This window comes from Kitasatospora sp. NPDC048545 (assembly GCF_040651155.1).
Classification (GTDB): domain Bacteria; phylum Actinomycetota; class Actinomycetes; order Streptomycetales; family Streptomycetaceae; genus Kitasatospora.
In genome coordinates this window covers 1-13,313 of the sequence record NZ_JBEZIQ010000011.1, presented here as the reverse complement: position 1 = coordinate 13,313, position 13,313 = coordinate 1, and the positions used below count along the sequence as shown (strand labels likewise).

16 protein-coding genes are annotated in these 13,313 nt (G+C 73.8%); 9 read left to right on the top strand and 7 right to left on the bottom strand.

All coding sequences use genetic code 11. The features are described from left to right. Positions 1-207 precede the first annotated feature (207 nt). Positions 208-942, top strand: a complete 735-nt coding sequence (locus AB0D10_RS12915; RefSeq protein WP_360254874.1) for a MarR family transcriptional regulator — start codon at positions 208-210, stop codon at positions 940-942. A 51-nt stretch (positions 943-993) separates the two neighbouring features. Here AB0D10_RS12915 and AB0D10_RS12910 read toward each other — a convergent pair whose 3' ends face one another. Then, positions 994-1,596 carry a DUF2306 domain-containing protein gene (locus AB0D10_RS12910; RefSeq protein ID WP_360254873.1) on the bottom strand — a complete coding sequence of 201 codons (603 nt, stop codon included), beginning with the start codon at positions 1,594-1,596 and terminating at the stop codon, positions 994-996. A 209-nt stretch (positions 1,597-1,805) separates the two neighbouring features. Here AB0D10_RS12910 and AB0D10_RS12905 point away from each other — a divergent pair, with 209 nt between their 5' ends. Beyond that, positions 1,806-3,032: a serine hydrolase domain-containing protein gene (locus AB0D10_RS12905; RefSeq protein ID WP_360254871.1), complete on the top strand. Its 1,227-nt coding sequence runs from the start codon at positions 1,806-1,808 to the stop codon at positions 3,030-3,032. A gap of 321 nt (positions 3,033-3,353) precedes the next feature. Here the strand turns inward: AB0D10_RS12905 and AB0D10_RS12900 are convergent, their stop codons facing one another. Together AB0D10_RS12900 and AB0D10_RS12895 are read right to left on the bottom strand one after the other, a co-directional pair. Then, positions 3,354-3,869, bottom strand: a complete 516-nt coding sequence (locus AB0D10_RS12900; RefSeq protein ID WP_360254869.1) for a DinB family protein — start codon at positions 3,867-3,869, stop codon at positions 3,354-3,356. 60 nt (positions 3,870-3,929) lie between these two features. Further along, positions 3,930-4,103 carry a hypothetical protein gene (locus AB0D10_RS12895; RefSeq protein ID WP_360254867.1) on the bottom strand — a complete coding sequence of 58 codons (174 nt, stop codon included), beginning with the start codon at positions 4,101-4,103 and terminating at the stop codon, positions 3,930-3,932. 65 nt (positions 4,104-4,168) lie between these two features. On the opposite strand from AB0D10_RS12895, the gene AB0D10_RS12890 reads away from it, so the two are divergent. Next, complete coding sequence (locus tag AB0D10_RS12890; RefSeq protein WP_360254865.1) at positions 4,169-5,152, top strand: GNAT family N-acetyltransferase; 984 nt, start codon at positions 4,169-4,171, stop codon at positions 5,150-5,152. 7 nt (positions 5,153-5,159) lie between these two features. Here AB0D10_RS12890 and AB0D10_RS12885 read toward each other — a convergent pair whose 3' ends face one another. The 4 genes from AB0D10_RS12885 to AB0D10_RS12870 form a co-directional block, all read right to left on the bottom strand. After that, positions 5,160-5,393: a hypothetical protein gene (locus AB0D10_RS12885; protein WP_360254863.1), complete on the bottom strand. Its 234-nt coding sequence runs from the start codon at positions 5,391-5,393 to the stop codon at positions 5,160-5,162. A gap of 24 nt (positions 5,394-5,417) precedes the next feature. Next, positions 5,418-5,861: an NADAR family protein gene (locus AB0D10_RS12880; protein ID WP_360254861.1), complete on the bottom strand. Its 444-nt coding sequence runs from the start codon at positions 5,859-5,861 to the stop codon at positions 5,418-5,420. 46 nt (positions 5,862-5,907) lie between these two features. Then, the gene (locus tag AB0D10_RS12875) at positions 5,908-6,558 is read right to left on the bottom strand and encodes a DUF1707 domain-containing protein (RefSeq protein WP_360254859.1); all 651 of its coding nucleotides are present in this window, start codon (positions 6,556-6,558) and stop codon (positions 5,908-5,910) included. 194 nt (positions 6,559-6,752) lie between these two features. After that, positions 6,753-7,103: a S26 family signal peptidase gene (locus AB0D10_RS12870; protein WP_360254857.1), complete on the bottom strand. Its 351-nt coding sequence runs from the start codon at positions 7,101-7,103 to the stop codon at positions 6,753-6,755. Between AB0D10_RS12870 and AB0D10_RS12865 the strand changes: the two genes are divergently transcribed. The 6 genes from AB0D10_RS12865 to AB0D10_RS12840 all read left to right on the top strand — a co-directional run bounded on the left by AB0D10_RS12865 (position 7,094) and on the right by AB0D10_RS12840 (position 12,971). Beyond that, positions 7,094-7,462, top strand: a complete 369-nt coding sequence (locus AB0D10_RS12865; RefSeq protein ID WP_360254855.1) for a hypothetical protein — start codon at positions 7,094-7,096, stop codon at positions 7,460-7,462. The genes AB0D10_RS12870 and AB0D10_RS12865 overlap by 10 nt on opposite strands. Positions 7,463-7,552: 90 nt before the next feature. Next, positions 7,553-7,993: a hypothetical protein gene (locus tag AB0D10_RS12860; RefSeq protein ID WP_360254853.1), complete on the top strand. Its 441-nt coding sequence runs from the start codon at positions 7,553-7,555 to the stop codon at positions 7,991-7,993. 141 nt (positions 7,994-8,134) lie between these two features. Beyond that, the gene (locus AB0D10_RS12855) at positions 8,135-9,274 is read left to right on the top strand and encodes a PQQ-binding-like beta-propeller repeat protein (protein WP_360254851.1); all 1,140 of its coding nucleotides are present in this window, start codon (positions 8,135-8,137) and stop codon (positions 9,272-9,274) included. Positions 9,275-9,625: 351 nt separating this feature from the next. Beyond that, positions 9,626-10,579, top strand: coding sequence for a DUF4331 family protein (locus AB0D10_RS12850; protein WP_360254849.1), 954 nt, complete (start codon positions 9,626-9,628; stop codon positions 10,577-10,579). A gap of 86 nt (positions 10,580-10,665) precedes the next feature. After that, positions 10,666-11,343, top strand: coding sequence for an HAD family phosphatase (locus AB0D10_RS12845; protein ID WP_360254847.1), 678 nt, complete (start codon positions 10,666-10,668; stop codon positions 11,341-11,343). Between the two features lie 158 nt (positions 11,344-11,501). Then, complete coding sequence (locus AB0D10_RS12840) at positions 11,502-12,971, top strand: AAA family ATPase (RefSeq protein WP_360254845.1); 1,470 nt, start codon at positions 11,502-11,504, stop codon at positions 12,969-12,971. Positions 12,972-13,313: the final 342 nt, after the last annotated feature.

The window sequence follows — 13,313 nt, the reverse complement described above, 5'->3', positions numbered from 1 at the left end:
GTCTTTCTGACGATGGAAACGCTACGTTGCGTTCATGGACCCGGCAACGGAACCATTGCGGGAAATCGGTATAAGTGCAGGTAGGTGACGTTAAATCATTGCAACGGCTGGAGATCTAACGCAACAACAGCAAGCCTTTCGTTGCACTGGATCAAGAGTGAACGCTATGGTGACGGCACCCACGGCCCACGAAGGAGCGAGCGCGCGATGCCCGGAGGCAGACTCACCCAGCAGGAACGCCAGCAGATCGCGCTGGGACTGGCCGACAGCCTCGCCTACGCGGAGATCGCCCGGCGCCTCGACCGCCCGACCTCGACCGTCACCCGCGAGGTCATGCGCAACGGCGGCCCCACCGGCTACCGCGCCGACCTCGCCCACCGGGCCACCGAACACCGTGCCCACCGCCGCAAGAAGGCCGCGCCCCGCCCGCCCGGCACGCCCCCGCAGACGCACGGCCGCGACGCCGAAGCCGTCCGCGCGTACGAGGAGACGTTCACCACCGTCTTCATGGGCCAGGGCCTGCCCACGATGACGGCCCGGGTGCTGGCCGCCCTCTACACCACCGACAGCGCCAGCCTCACCGCCGCCGAACTCGCCGACCGTCTCCGGGTCAGCCCGGCGTCCGTCTCCAAGGCGGTCGCGTTCCTCGAAAGCCAGGGCCTGATCCGCCGCGAACGCGACGAACGCCGCCGCGAGCGCTACGTCGTCGACGACGACGTCATGTACCAGTCCACGATGGCCGGCGCCCGCGGCACCGCCGAACTCGCCCGGATCGCCCGGGAGGGCGTGAGCGTCCTCGGCCCCGGCACCCAGGCCGCCGCCCGGCTGGAGAACATCGCCCGCTTCGTCGACTTCGTCTCCGAGAACATCGCCCGCGCCGCCGACCAGGCCCGCGACATCCTCCACACGAAGCCCGCACCCGCCCCGGACGGCCGTTCCTGAGCGACCGTCGGATCGCCCGGGGCCGGCGGCGACCGGCCCCGGGCGGCGGGTTCACCGCCCGCCGGGGCGCAGGCGGGTGAACCACCACGCCACGAGGAGGTTGGGGACCCAGCACAGCCAGGCGACCACCGTGTACGAGGTGCGGAAGTCCAGGTCCGCCGCCTGGGCGGCGACCAGCATCAGCCGCAGCGTGACCGCGGCGAAGGTGAGCGCGAAGCTGCGGACCATCCAGCGGCGGTGGTCCTCGATCCGGCGGCGCAGGATCATCCGCAGGCCGATGCCGCCGGTGACCAGCCAGGCCACGCCCAGGCAGGCGAAGCCGAGCCGGGCGACCGGCCCCCCGTAGGCGACCGGCGCCAGCAGCAGCGCGCCGATCCCGCCGACCAGGCAGCCCAGCAGGTAGACGACGCCGACGCGGCGGTGCCGGCGGGGCCACCGCTCCCGCAGCCGGGCCGCGAACTGCCACGGCCCGACCGCGAGCGCCACCGCCGCGCCGGATATGTGGATGCCGAGCGGGAGTTCGTGCGCCAGGTAGGTGGCGCGCTGATTGCTGAAGAACACCTCCGGGTCGAAGCCCGCGTAGCGCGCGGCGAGCAGGACGATCAGCGTGGACAACACCGTCATGAGGGCCCAGCCGGCCCGAGTGATGCGCATGCCCGAAGTGTCGGGTGCGGCAACCCGGCCGGCATCAGGGCCAACCCCGAGAGGAATCCCCGAAAGAACCCTCATTTTCCTTAGGAAAAAAAGGAGTTGGAGGCTTTTGCGCACCGCCGCGGTCCGCGCCATGAGGCTGTCCCCCAATCCTCCCTGAGGTGGACCCGAGCACGCCCCGGTGCGGGCCGGACATGGTTAGCGTCCGGAACATGACGTCGAATCACCGAAAGCACCTCGCCGTGGCGGCCGCCGTCGCCGCGCTCCTCGCCGCGAACGCGGCCACCGCCGTCGCCCGGCCCGCCTCCGCCTCCGCCTCCGCGTCTTCCGCCGCGCCTTCCACTCCGCCTTCCACCGCGCCTTCCACCGCGCAGCGGTTGCGCCAGGACGTGGCGGCGATCCACGCCCTGGGGATCAGCGGCGTGCAGGCCCGCACGGTCGCACCCGACGGCCGCCAGGCGGTCGCCACCAGCGGCACCGCCGATCTGCGCACCGGCCGCCCGGTGTCGCCCGACGGCTACTTCCGCATGGCCAGCACGGCCAAGACGCTGGTCGCCACCGTGGTCCTGCAGCTGGAGGCCGAGGGCCGGCTGTCCCTGGACGACCCGGTCGGCCGGTGGCTGCCGGACGTGGCCTGGGGCACGGCCCACGACCCCGCCCGGATCACCGTCCGCGACCTGCTGCGGCACACCGGCGGCATCTCCGACGCCGGCCTGCCCGGGTACCGCACCGCGGACGAGTACGACCACCAGCGCTTCCTCACCTACAGCTCCGAGGAGTTGGTCACCCGCGCCATGGCCCAGGAGCCCGCCACGGGCTGGAGCTACTCCAACACCGGCTACGTCATGCTCGGCATGATCATCGAACGGGCCACCGGCCGCCCCTCCCACCAGGAGATCGAGGACCGCATCCTGCGCCCGCTCGGCCTCCGGCAGACCCGGTGGACGGGCGCCTCGCCCACCCTGCCCCGACCGCACGCCCGCGCCTACGAGTTCTACGGCCCCGGCGCCGAGAAGGACGTCACCGTGCAGATCCCGGTGTCCACCGAACTGTCGTGGGTCACCACCACGCAGGACGAGAACACCTTATTCCGCGCCCTGCTCTCGGGCCGCCTGCTGCCGGCCCGTCAGCTGGCCGCGATGAAGGACGGGGTCGACGTCTCCGGGAACCCGCAGGCCGCCGCGATGTGGCCCGCGGGCACCCGGTACGGGCTGGGCCTGGTCGAGATCCCGCTGGACTGCGGAGGCAGGAAGGGGTCGTACTGGAGCCACGAGGGCGGGGACGGCGGCTACATCACCCTCAACGGCGTCACCGCGGACGGCCGGCGCAGCGCGGTGGTCTCGATGTCGGAGGCGCACGGCGACTCCCTGGACCACATCGTGGAACAGGAGAAGGCGGCCGGCGCCCTGATCGAGCACGCGCTGTGCGCGGGTGACTGACCGCCCGCCGGCGGTCGGCCGACCCCGGGCGCCGCAGCAGGCGGCGGACCGCAGCAGGTGACGGACCGCCCTGCCTCACCCCGTTCGATGGGGTGGCCGGTAGAGGTCGTCGAGGCGCAGTGGCGCGGGCCGGGGCAGGGGTGGGCCGTCCGTCGGCAGGCAGGACTGGAGGAAGTACGCGAGCAGGCGGCGGGATGCGGCCGTGGAGGCCGCCGGGGACTCGCGCAGGACGCCGTCGTTGGCCAGGAGCAGAAGGGTGACGTCACCCCCGTCGGTTCGCGCTCCCTCACGCGGGGCGGCGCGAACCGGTCCCGGCAGGCCTCAGTAGTAGCCCTTGGTGCCGTCGAGGAGTTCGCGGACGACGTCCGCGTGGCCCGCGTGGCGGCCGGTCTCCTCGACCAGGTGGACGAGCATCCAGCGCAGGTTGGCGCCGCCGCTGCGGAAGCCGGTGTGGCGGCCGGTGTCGTCCAGGGAGGCGGCGGCAACGATCTCGTTGCTGCGGGCGCACTGGGCCTCGTACTCGGCGAGGAGTTCGGCGAGGGGGCGGCCGCCGGTGTGCCAGTCGGCGTCCTCGCTCGACTCGTCGAAGGACGGGTTCTGTGTCTCGTCGCCGCCGAGGAACAGCACTTCCAGCCAAAGGTGTTCGGTCCAGCGCATGTGGGAGACGAGCCCGGCCATGGTCATCGCCGGTGAGGTGGGGATGACCGGGCGGTGCGCGTCCTCGTCGCTCAGCCCCTCGCACTTCCAGCGCAGGATGTTCCGCTGCAGGTCCAACCAGCCGATGAGTGCGGTGCGTTCGTCCGCCTGGAACGGGGGGCGGTGGAGTTCCGGTGCCATGGCGGCGCACGATACCGGGGCGGCCGGGATGGGGCACCCGGTTTTACCGGACGGCCGTCGTCACAGGGTGTCGAGCCGGCGGCGCGCCGGTGTGCTCGGCGGCGGCTCGCCCGGCTCGTCCATCGCGCCCCGGGCGACCCACTCGGCGAACCGGCGCAGGACCCTCGAACGGTTCGGCGCGGTGAGGACGGAGGTGCTGATGGTGTGCTGCCAGGTCGTGGCGAAGCAGAGCACGCCGCCGTCGAGGGCTCTCCTGAACAGGGTGGCGGACCTGCCTCGAAGTTCGAGAACATCCGGTCATGCTGGATGGCACGGCAGGACAGGACCTTCCGGTCGGCTTCGGGTTCCGGCCGTATCGCGGCGACGAAGACCACGGCGCCATGGCCGCGGTGCGGCTGGGGTGTGCTGAACGGGACCGGGTCGATGCCCATTCGGTTGTGGAAGGGCTCCCGACAGCGGCCGAGATCGCCGAAGCTTCTGCCAAGTCGGAGGAGCCGTCCAAGAACCAGATCCTGGTGGTGTGCGACGGGAGCGTCGTCGGCTACTCGACGATCCGGTGGTGGCACGAGCGGGACGGTACGTGGCTGTACCTGCACAGCGGCTACCTCTTGCCCGAGCATCGCGGCCAGGGCATCGGCTCAGCCATGTTGAGCTGGGCCGAAGAGCGGATCCGCCAGATCGTCAATCAGCACGGAACGGCGCGGACGGCAGTGATCGGCGCGAACGCCATGGCCTCCGAGCAGGACGCCACGGCACTTCTGCGCGCAGCCGGCTACCGACGTGTCTTCAGCCTGGTCGAACTGGAGCTGGGCGATCTGCAGCACCTGCCCGAGCCGGGCAGCGAACTGCCGGCCGGGATACGGACAGGGCCGATCGGGACAAGCCACTACCGTGCAGCCTGGAAGACGGTCGTCGATTCGTACGCGGACACCGGCTTCACTCAGAGATGGCCTTTCCAGGACTTCGTCGACACCGCCGACCCGACATGCTGGAGGGCTGCCTGGAACGGGCAGGACATGGTCGGCGTCGCCCTCTGCTCCATCCGCCGCCACGACCACACCGTGGGCGAGGTGGAAGAGCTGAGTGTCCGGACGGACCGGCAACGCCTCGGAATCGGCCGGGCCCTGCTGCTGGACGGGCTGCGGAGCCTTCGCGCACAGGGCGCAACGACCGCCCGGCTGTTCACGGGCACGGCAAACCCGCACCGGTCCTACGACCTTTACGAGAGTGTGGGGTTCCGGCGGCAGAACGAGTACGTCCGTTACCGCAAGCCGCTTGCTTGATCACCGGTCATCGGGCCGTCTGGTCAGTCCACAGGATTCGGCAACACCTCGCGGACAGCCGGCACCAGTCGGCGTTGGCCTTCTCGCGCAGGCCGGGTTCGAGGACGTCCGGGACGGCCTCGACACGGCCCTCCTCGGGCGGGCAGCTCGGTGCCTGGCCGGTGATCAGCGGCGGGACGAGTCCGTCCGGTTCGGTCCACCCGTGGACGGGCAGCAGGCCGGCTGCGGCAAGGTGGTCCACGGTTGCCGTTCTGCCGTTCTGTGGTCAGGCTTCGGCGCGCAGCCGGGTCCGGGTGCGCATCAGGATCCGGCCGAGCATGTTCCTGCCGGTGCCGGTGCTGCCGCGCCCCCAGTAGTGGTCGGTGGTGGTGTCCTCGATGATCTCCTGGTCGGCGGTGGACAGCAGGACGGCGCGGATGTCCTCGTGCGTGCGGAACTTGGCCTCCACCGCGCGGCGCATCACGTCGTCCTTGACACGCTCCCAGTCCCGCCGCAGCGGCTTGGACCGGTCTCGGCCGAGTTCGGCGGCGCTCAGCGGTGTGCGGGCGCGGCGGATCAGGTCGGCCTGGCGGGTGCCGGTGAACTTCTGGGCCTGGAAGTAGTGTTCGGAGGTCGGCCACAGGTGGCCGTCGAGTTCCAGGGCGTGCGGGGAGAAGTTGGAGAAGCAGCCGTACGGGACGTCGTCGGCGCCGTAGAAGTAGATCGTCATTCGGGTGTCGCAAGCAGTCGGGGCCGTGGGCGGGGTCGTGGGCGGGTCAGTCGGCGGTGGGCAGGGCGGGGGTGCCCCGGCGGATCCAGCGGCCGGCCGGGCGGCGTGGCGGGCGCACGACGACGCGGCCGAAGCTCTTGTGGCCGGCCAGTTCGACGCGCAGCGTGGTCGGGGTGCCGGCGTCCTGGGCCTGGCGGTTCCTGACGTTGGCGAACTCAAGTGCCAGGGCGTCGGCGTCGACCGTGATGCCCGGCCCGGTGATCAGCGTCAGGGTCTTGCCGCGCATGTCGAGGTCGATCCGCAGGGTGTCCTGGGTGATGACCGCCTCGGTGAAGTCGAGCGTCACGTCGCACCACTCCACGGAGAGTTCGATGCGGCGCGGCACGACCCAGCGTCCCGTCCGTTTGACGGTGGCCCACTTCTGGTCGATCCGCAGGAGGTCCTTGACGTCCGTCACGGCGCCGCCGGACAGCGACACGGGCGGCAGGTCGACGGTGAGGTCGGCGAGTTCGTCGACGGTGCGCGCGGACAGGGCGGCTTCGAGGCGCTCGTCGAGTTCGTCGGCGGTCAGGCGGCCGTCGCCCGCCGCGATCCGCAGCAGTTCGGCCACCCGGTCCCGGTCCGCGTGGGAGGCCCGCATCGCGGGCTGCGCACTGCGGCCGGTGTGGTTCCCGGTGGGCGGTGTCTCTGCCGGCATCGCGTCCTGTCCTGGGTTCGGCTTCTTGCTTCTCTTCTCGTTGTTCGCGCGGTGGGGGTCCAGCGGCGCGGACGGGACCCCACGCTATAGCGCGGCATGCGTTCCCGCCAGCGCCGATCCGGGCGGCCGGGTCCGGCCCGGCGGTGCGGGGCGGGCGGGGCGTTCCGGCGGGGTGACGGGGGCTCACCGTCCGGTCACGGCGGGGCGGTGGTCTTGTCCGTGACGCCGGGCCGGGGGGTGCCGTCGACGGCGACGCAGATGCCGAAGACGCGGTCGTGGCCGGTCCAGCCGTTGACGCGGCCCCGGTTGTTGCTGATCCGGACGCGTCGGCGGGCCGGGTCGACGGCCGACACCAGGTGCAGGTAGACGGTTCCGGCGACGCGGGCGAGGACGATGTCGCCCGGTTCGAGCCGGGCGGGGTCGACGGGGGCGACGCGCACCGGCTGACGGCTGCGGATCAACGGGACCATCGAGGAACCGCTCGGCCGGAACTCGACGGTGGCCCCGCCGGCGACCCTGGCCGCCACCGCATCCAATGCACCCATCGGGCGATCGTGGCAGACCGGGGCGGGATCGCCCCACCGGTTTTCCGCCCGCCGCGGTCCTGCGCCTGATCGCCGACACCGAGAGCCTGGCCGCGCTGCCGATCCGGTACACGACGCGCGGCAGCGACGCCCTGGAGGAGGCCCTGCGGGAAGCCGGCGTCGAACCGCTCACCACGCGCCTGGCGGCTGTCCAGGTAATCGTGGTGCAGCAGGAACCGGCGGTCACGAACCAGGAACGCCTGGCGGCCGGCACCTCCGCCGACGAGCACCACCCGGAGGCCGTCCGCGCGACCGAACGGGCCTTCGACCTGCTGCGCGACGGGCTCGGGCAGCACGGCCAGGGGCCGTCCTTGGCATGAGCGCGGTGAACCTTCGCGCCGAAAGGGCCCGTTGAGCGGATCGGGGCGCACGAGACGCCCCGATCCGCTTCGCGACCCCTGGAGGACCCCGTGCCCGCTGCCCCCCGCTCCGTCCGGACGACCGGCCTGCTGCTGACCGCCGGCCTGATCTCCGCCGTCGGCTTCGCCGCGGCCGCCACCGCCACCGCCGCCCCGGCGACCGGCGCGTCGAACGCGGCGAAGCCGGTGGCCGCCCGGGCGACGCCCACCTCCAAGCCCACGCTCGCGCCGGACTTCACCCTCTGCTCGGGCGGCACCTACGGGTCCTACGCGGTGTTCGAGAAGCGCGGCAACCTGTCGACCACGGTCGTGCCGCCCGGCCAGTGCATCCACCTCGACCTGACCGGCCAGAGCAACGAGAAGGTCACCCTGTTCGGGCTCCGCCCCAACGGCCAGTCGTTCAAGATCGCCACCGACACCTTCGACGACGCCGACGGCGAGCGCGTCCGCACCCTCGGCACCCCGGACCACGACGACTGGACCACCTTCTAGTCGCCGCCCGTCCGCCCCGCGGGAACCAGAGGTCCGTACCCGAAAGTCATGTCCGTCGTGAACTCCGACACCACCCAGCACCAGCCCCCCGCCCCGCCGGCACCCCCTCAGCCCGCTCGGCCCGACCGCAGGAGACTGCTGTTGAGCGCCGCCGGAGGCCTCGGCGCGCTCGCCGTCGCCGGCGGAGTCGGCTGGTGGGCACGCCGGGGCGACGTGCGTGGCCCGCGACTGTGGAGCTCGCCCGACCTCGGCGGCCGGGTCGTCCTCGCCGCCGGGCCCGGCGATCCCGCCGGACAGCAGCAGGCGCTGTTCGCCTCGGGATACGACGGCAGCGTGCGCTCCCTCGACCCGCGCACCGGCGCGGTGCGCTGGAGCCGGGCGGTCGGGGCGGCACCGCCCGTGGACGCCCTGGACGGCTGGCAGCTGGCCAACTCGGGCGGCTGGCCGCTGGCTTCGGGAGACGGCGTGGTGTGCGTGGTCTCCACCAGCGGTGTGCACGTCCTCGACGCGGCGTCGGGCGAGCCCCGGTGGGAGGCGCCGCTGCCGGACTGGGACGAGTCCGCGTGGCAGCAGCAGCCCGTCGTCGGCGGCGGCAGCGTGTTCACCGCCCACGGCACCTCGCTGCACTGCCACGACGCGGCCTCCGGCGCGCTGCGCTGGAGCAGCGACCCGGGCGCCTCGGGCGTCCTGGCACTGGCCGGGGACACCGTGTACACCGCAGGCCGCTACGGCGGGGTCCTGGCGTTCGACGCGCGCGGCGGGGAACGGCGCTGGGCCCAGGACGCCGTCGCCGCCGTCGGTGACGCCCCCGTCGTCCACCAGGGCGTCGTGCACCTGCGGCAGACCGACCCGGGGGCAGCCTCCTCGACGGTCTTCGCACTGGACGCGGCCACCGGGCGGGTGCTGTGGCAGCGCGGACGGCTGCCCGTGGCGGGCCCGCTGTCGGTCGCCGACCGATCGGTGTGCCTGCTCAGCGGGGACCGGCTGACGACCCTGGACACGCGGACCGGCGACACGCTGTGGACGGCGAACGTGCCCATGGGCCTGGGGCGCGGGATGAGTTCGATGACCGCCGCGGACGGCAGCGTGTACGTGGGGACGAACGACGACCGGCTGTTCGCGTTCGACCTCGCGACCGGCCGGCCGCGCTGGCGGGACGAACCGGAACGGCTCACCGGGGGCACCGAGTACACCAAGGTGTTCCTGGCCGCCACCGGGTCGGCGGTCTTCCGCGGCAGCCGCACCGGCCTGCACGCCCTGGGAGCACTGCCCTCGGCCTGACGGCCAGGCCGGCCGGGTCCGCCGGGTCGGCCACGGCAACGTGCGGGAGTGGGAAGTCGGCCGGTGCGCGGTGGTGGACGCCACCGGGGTGAGCGTCACCGACGCGCGCGGGACCCGCGCCCTGCCGGTGCTCCTCGGCGAGCCGGCCCCGCAGGGCTGAGGGCCGGCGCCGGGCTCCTCGCCCGCGCGGCGCAGCGGGCGGGCCGGGGGCGGGCGGGCGTGCTAGCAATGGCCACAGGGGCGGGGCCGTCCGTACGAAGCACGCACGCACGCGAGCACCCGGAACGCTCGGAACGCTCGGAACGCTCCGCGCATGTCGAAGCACGCACGCACTCGAAGCCGGAGACCGTCTTGTCCCATCACCTCAGCGGACCGAACCTGCGCTCGCCCGACGGCGACGCGCGCCTGGACCTGACCGACCTGTTCGCCTTCGCCTCGCCGGAGCCGGGCCGGACCGTGCTGATCATGAACGTGAACCCGATCGCGCCGACCGGCGGGCAGGCCTTCCACCCGGAGGCGGTGTACCGGATCAACGTCGACACCGACGGTGACAACCGGGCCGACCTCGCCTTCAGCTTCACCTTCTCCGACCCGGCCGACGGGCCGCAGACCATGACGGTGCGGCGCGCCACCGGCGAGGGGGCGCGCGGGCACGAGGCGACGGGCGCGCCGCTGGTGTCGGGGGCGCCGGTGAGCTTCACGAGCACCCCGGCGGTGGTCGAGGCGGGCCCGTACCGGGTGAGCGCGGGGCTGCGCAGCGACCCGTTCTTCGCCGACCTGGACGGCATCGTCGCCAAGTTCCAGTGGACGGGTGTCGACTGGGGCGCGGACAAGAACGTGTTCGGCATCGTGCTGGAGGCGCCGGAGGCGGAGTTCGGCGAGGCGCCGCAGATCGGGGTGTGGGCGCGGGTGAGCGTGCGCAAGGACGGCGGGCTGGTGTCGGTGGACCGCGGCGCGCACCCGTCGCTGACGGCGTACTTCAACGAGGAGGACGTCAAGGACGCGTACAACGCCGGGGAACCGGCCGAGGACTGGCAGACCTACCGCGAGCCGTGGACGGCCGTTCTCCAGCACTTCGGCGAGTACACGACGGACGCGGCCGAGGCGCAGCTGCGCGTGGTCCTGCCGGACGTCCTGCGCTACGACCGCACCCGCCCGGCCGGCTATCCGAACGGGCGCACGCCGAGCGACGACGTCACCTCCGCCCGGCTGTCGATGCTGACCGACGGCAAGGTGCCCACCGACCACATCGGCCCGCACACCGACCTGCTGCCCGCCTTCCCGTACCTGGGTCACCCGCACTGAGCCGCAGGCCGGGCCGACTGCCCCCGGCCGACTGCCCGTCACCCCCGGCCGCCGCCCCGTGCGCGGCGGCCCGTAGGGTGGCGGGCATGTCCCTTCCCGTCGAACTGGTGATCTTCGACTGCGACGGCGTGCTGCTCGACAGCGAACGCCTGGCGGTCCGGGTGGACGAGCAGGTGCTGAAAGCGGTGGGGTGGCCGCTGACGCAGGAGGAGATCGTCGAACGCTTCCTCGGCCGCTCGCACGCCTCCATGTCCGCCGAGGTCGAGGCGCACGCGAGCGTGCCGCTGGAGCCCGGCTGGGACAAGCGCTTCCAGCACCTCTACGACGAGGCGTTCGCCGCCGAACTCGCCCCGGTGGAGGGGGTGGTGGCGGCCCTGGCGGAGCTGGAGCGGGCCGGTGCGGCGGACTGCGTGGCCTCCTCCAGCAGCCACGCGCGGCTGCGCGCCACCCTCGGGCGGACCGGCCTGCTGCCGCGCTTCGCCGGACGGATCTTCAGCTCCGAGGACGTGGAGAACGGCAAGCCCGCCCCCGACCTGTTCCTGCACGCCGCCGCGGCGATGGGCGTGGAGCCGGCCGCCTGCCTGGTGGTCGAGGACAGCAAGTACGGGGTCGCGGCCGCCCGCGCGGCCGGCATGCGGTCGTTGGGCTTCCACGGCGGGCTGACCCCCGCGCACTGGCTGGCCGGGCCGGGGACCCGCACCTTCGCCGACATGCGCGAGCTGCCCGCCCTGGTCGCCGCGGCGGTCGACCAGCCGCTGCCCTGACGGCGCCGCCCGGTTCCCCTTCCTGCCCCGACCTGCCTGCCCCTCCCTCCTCCGGCCTGCCCGGGGTCGCGGGTTCCGGAGTTGAACGGGTTCGCCGCCCCGGGCCGTTGAGGAGGTTGGCGGGGGGTCGGGCACATGTGGTGACAGGAGGCGATGGCGTGGCGGGCGACCACATGGTCATCGAGCGGGTACGGCGACTGGAGCAGGACGCGGACTGGGACCTCGCCCCCGGGTACGGGCCCGTGTCCCCCCGGCCGGAGGCCGAGCCCCTGCCGGAGCCCGCGCTCCTGCCGGAGGCCGCACCGCTGCCGGAGCCCGCGCTCCTGCCGGAGGCCGCACCCCTGCCGGAGGCCGCACCCCTGCCGGAGGCCGGGACCCGGGGGCACCGGCCGCTGGACGCCATGGGCACGGTGCTGGTGCCTCCGGAGGCCCGGCCGCTGCCCGCCGCACTCCCCTTGCAGGCGCCGCCCCCGCCCCCGCCGCCGCAGCACCTGCCGCCGCCGTCGCCGCACCTGCCGCCGCCGGCCCTGCTTCTCGCCGTGCCGCCCGCGCCGCCCGTCCACCCCGCTCCACCGGCTCCGCCCGTCCAGGCGGCTCCCCCCGCGCCGCCCGTCCACCCCGCTCCACCGGCTCCGCCCGTCCAGGCGGCTCCCCCCGCGCAGGCGGTCAACGCGCCCGCCATACCCGCCGCGCCCGCCGCGCGGCGGGGCCTGCGCGGGATCGGCCTGGGCACCACGCTCGGCCGGGGCGAGCGGGAGCGGCTGGAGGCCGTCATCCGCACGCCGTTGCAGCGCTCCTACCGGATCGCGGTCGTCGGCCTCAAGGGCGGGGTGGGCAAGACCTCCGCGACGCTGGCGCTCGGCTCCGTCCTCGCCGAGACCCGGTCCGACAAGGTGATCGCCGTCGACGCCAACCCGGACACCGGCACCCTGAGCCAGCGGGTCCACCGGGAGACCGCGGCCACCGTCCAGGACCTGCTGGCCGTCGCGCCCTCGATCACCGGCTACATGGACATCCGCCGCTTCACCTCGCTGACCTCCAGCGGGCTGGAGGTCCTGGCCAACGACCCGGACCCGGCGGTCGCCACCGGCTTCGGCGGCGAGGACTACCGGCAGCTGGTCGACCTGCTCGCCCGCCAGTACCCGATCGTCCTCAGCGACTGCGGCACCAGCCTGCTGCACGGGTCCATGAGCGCCGTGCTCGACCTCGCCGACCAGCTGGTCATCGCCGCCACCACCAGCATCGACGGCGCGAGCGGCGCCGGCGCCACCCTGGAGTGGCTGCACGCGAACGGGTACGGCGCGCTGGCGTGGCGCAGCGTGACCCTGATCTCCGGCGTCCGCGGCACGGGCCGGATGGTGAAGGCGGAGAACCTGGTGGCGCACTTCGAGCGGCTGTGCCGGGCCGCGGTCGTCCTGCCCTTCGACGAGCACCTGGCCCTCGGCGGGACGTTCGACCCCGCGAAGCTCCGCCACCGCACCCGCCGTGCCCACCTCGAACTCGCCGCCGCGGTCGCCGAGGGGATGAACCTCGACGCCGCGCAGCCCGCGAGCTTCGCGCACCCCGCGCACCCCGCGGGCTTCGCGCAGCCCGTGGGCTTCGGGGGCGGGCCCGTTCCCACCTGGTAGGGGCCGCCTTCGGGGCCGGTCACGTGACGGGAGGTCGTGCCGGTCGTGGTGCGCCGTCATGAGCCTTCGGACGCCGGGACGGGCCGTGCTGCCGCGTTTCCTGCCCGGTTCGGGGGTCGTGGGCCGGACGGCGCTCGGCCGGCCGGTGCTGAACGGGATCAGGTGGAACGGCGGACCGGCTCGGCCCGGCGGGCCCTGCCGGAGCACGCGAGGCCTTCCGCCGGGGCGCGGCGCCGCGCCCCGGCGGGGGTTCGGGGTCGGGCTCTCGGGCCCGTCCTCAAGCCCCCTGCCGGGGCGGGCGGGGGGGACCAGCCGGCGGCCGGACGCGGGGGGGGGCGGCCT

Excerpts from the sequence above, each read along its gene's own strand:
- AB0D10_RS12875 (WP_360254859.1), bottom strand. The coding sequence starts at position 6,558 with ATGCCGGCAGAGACACCGCCCACCGGGAACCACACCGGCCGCAGTGCG.
- AB0D10_RS12845 (WP_360254847.1), top strand. The coding sequence starts at position 10,666 with ATGTCCCTTCCCGTCGAACTGGTGATCTTCGACTGCGACGGCGTGCTG.
- AB0D10_RS12880 (WP_360254861.1), bottom strand. The coding sequence starts at position 5,861 with ATGACGATCTACTTCTACGGCGCCGACGACGTCCCGTACGGCTGCTTC.
- AB0D10_RS12910 (WP_360254873.1), bottom strand. The coding sequence starts at position 1,596 with ATGCGCATCACTCGGGCCGGCTGGGCCCTCATGACGGTGTTGTCCACG.
- AB0D10_RS12915 (WP_360254874.1), top strand. The coding sequence starts at position 208 with ATGCCCGGAGGCAGACTCACCCAGCAGGAACGCCAGCAGATCGCGCTG.
- AB0D10_RS12905 (WP_360254871.1), top strand. The coding sequence starts at position 1,806 with ATGACGTCGAATCACCGAAAGCACCTCGCCGTGGCGGCCGCCGTCGCC.
- AB0D10_RS12890 (WP_360254865.1), top strand. The coding sequence starts at position 4,169 with ATGCTGGATGGCACGGCAGGACAGGACCTTCCGGTCGGCTTCGGGTTC.
- AB0D10_RS12870 (WP_360254857.1), bottom strand. The coding sequence starts at position 7,103 with ATGGGTGCATTGGATGCGGTGGCGGCCAGGGTCGCCGGCGGGGCCACC.
- AB0D10_RS12900 (WP_360254869.1), bottom strand. The coding sequence starts at position 3,869 with ATGGCACCGGAACTCCACCGCCCCCCGTTCCAGGCGGACGAACGCACC.
- AB0D10_RS12865 (WP_360254855.1), top strand. The coding sequence starts at position 7,094 with ATGCACCCATCGGGCGATCGTGGCAGACCGGGGCGGGATCGCCCCACC.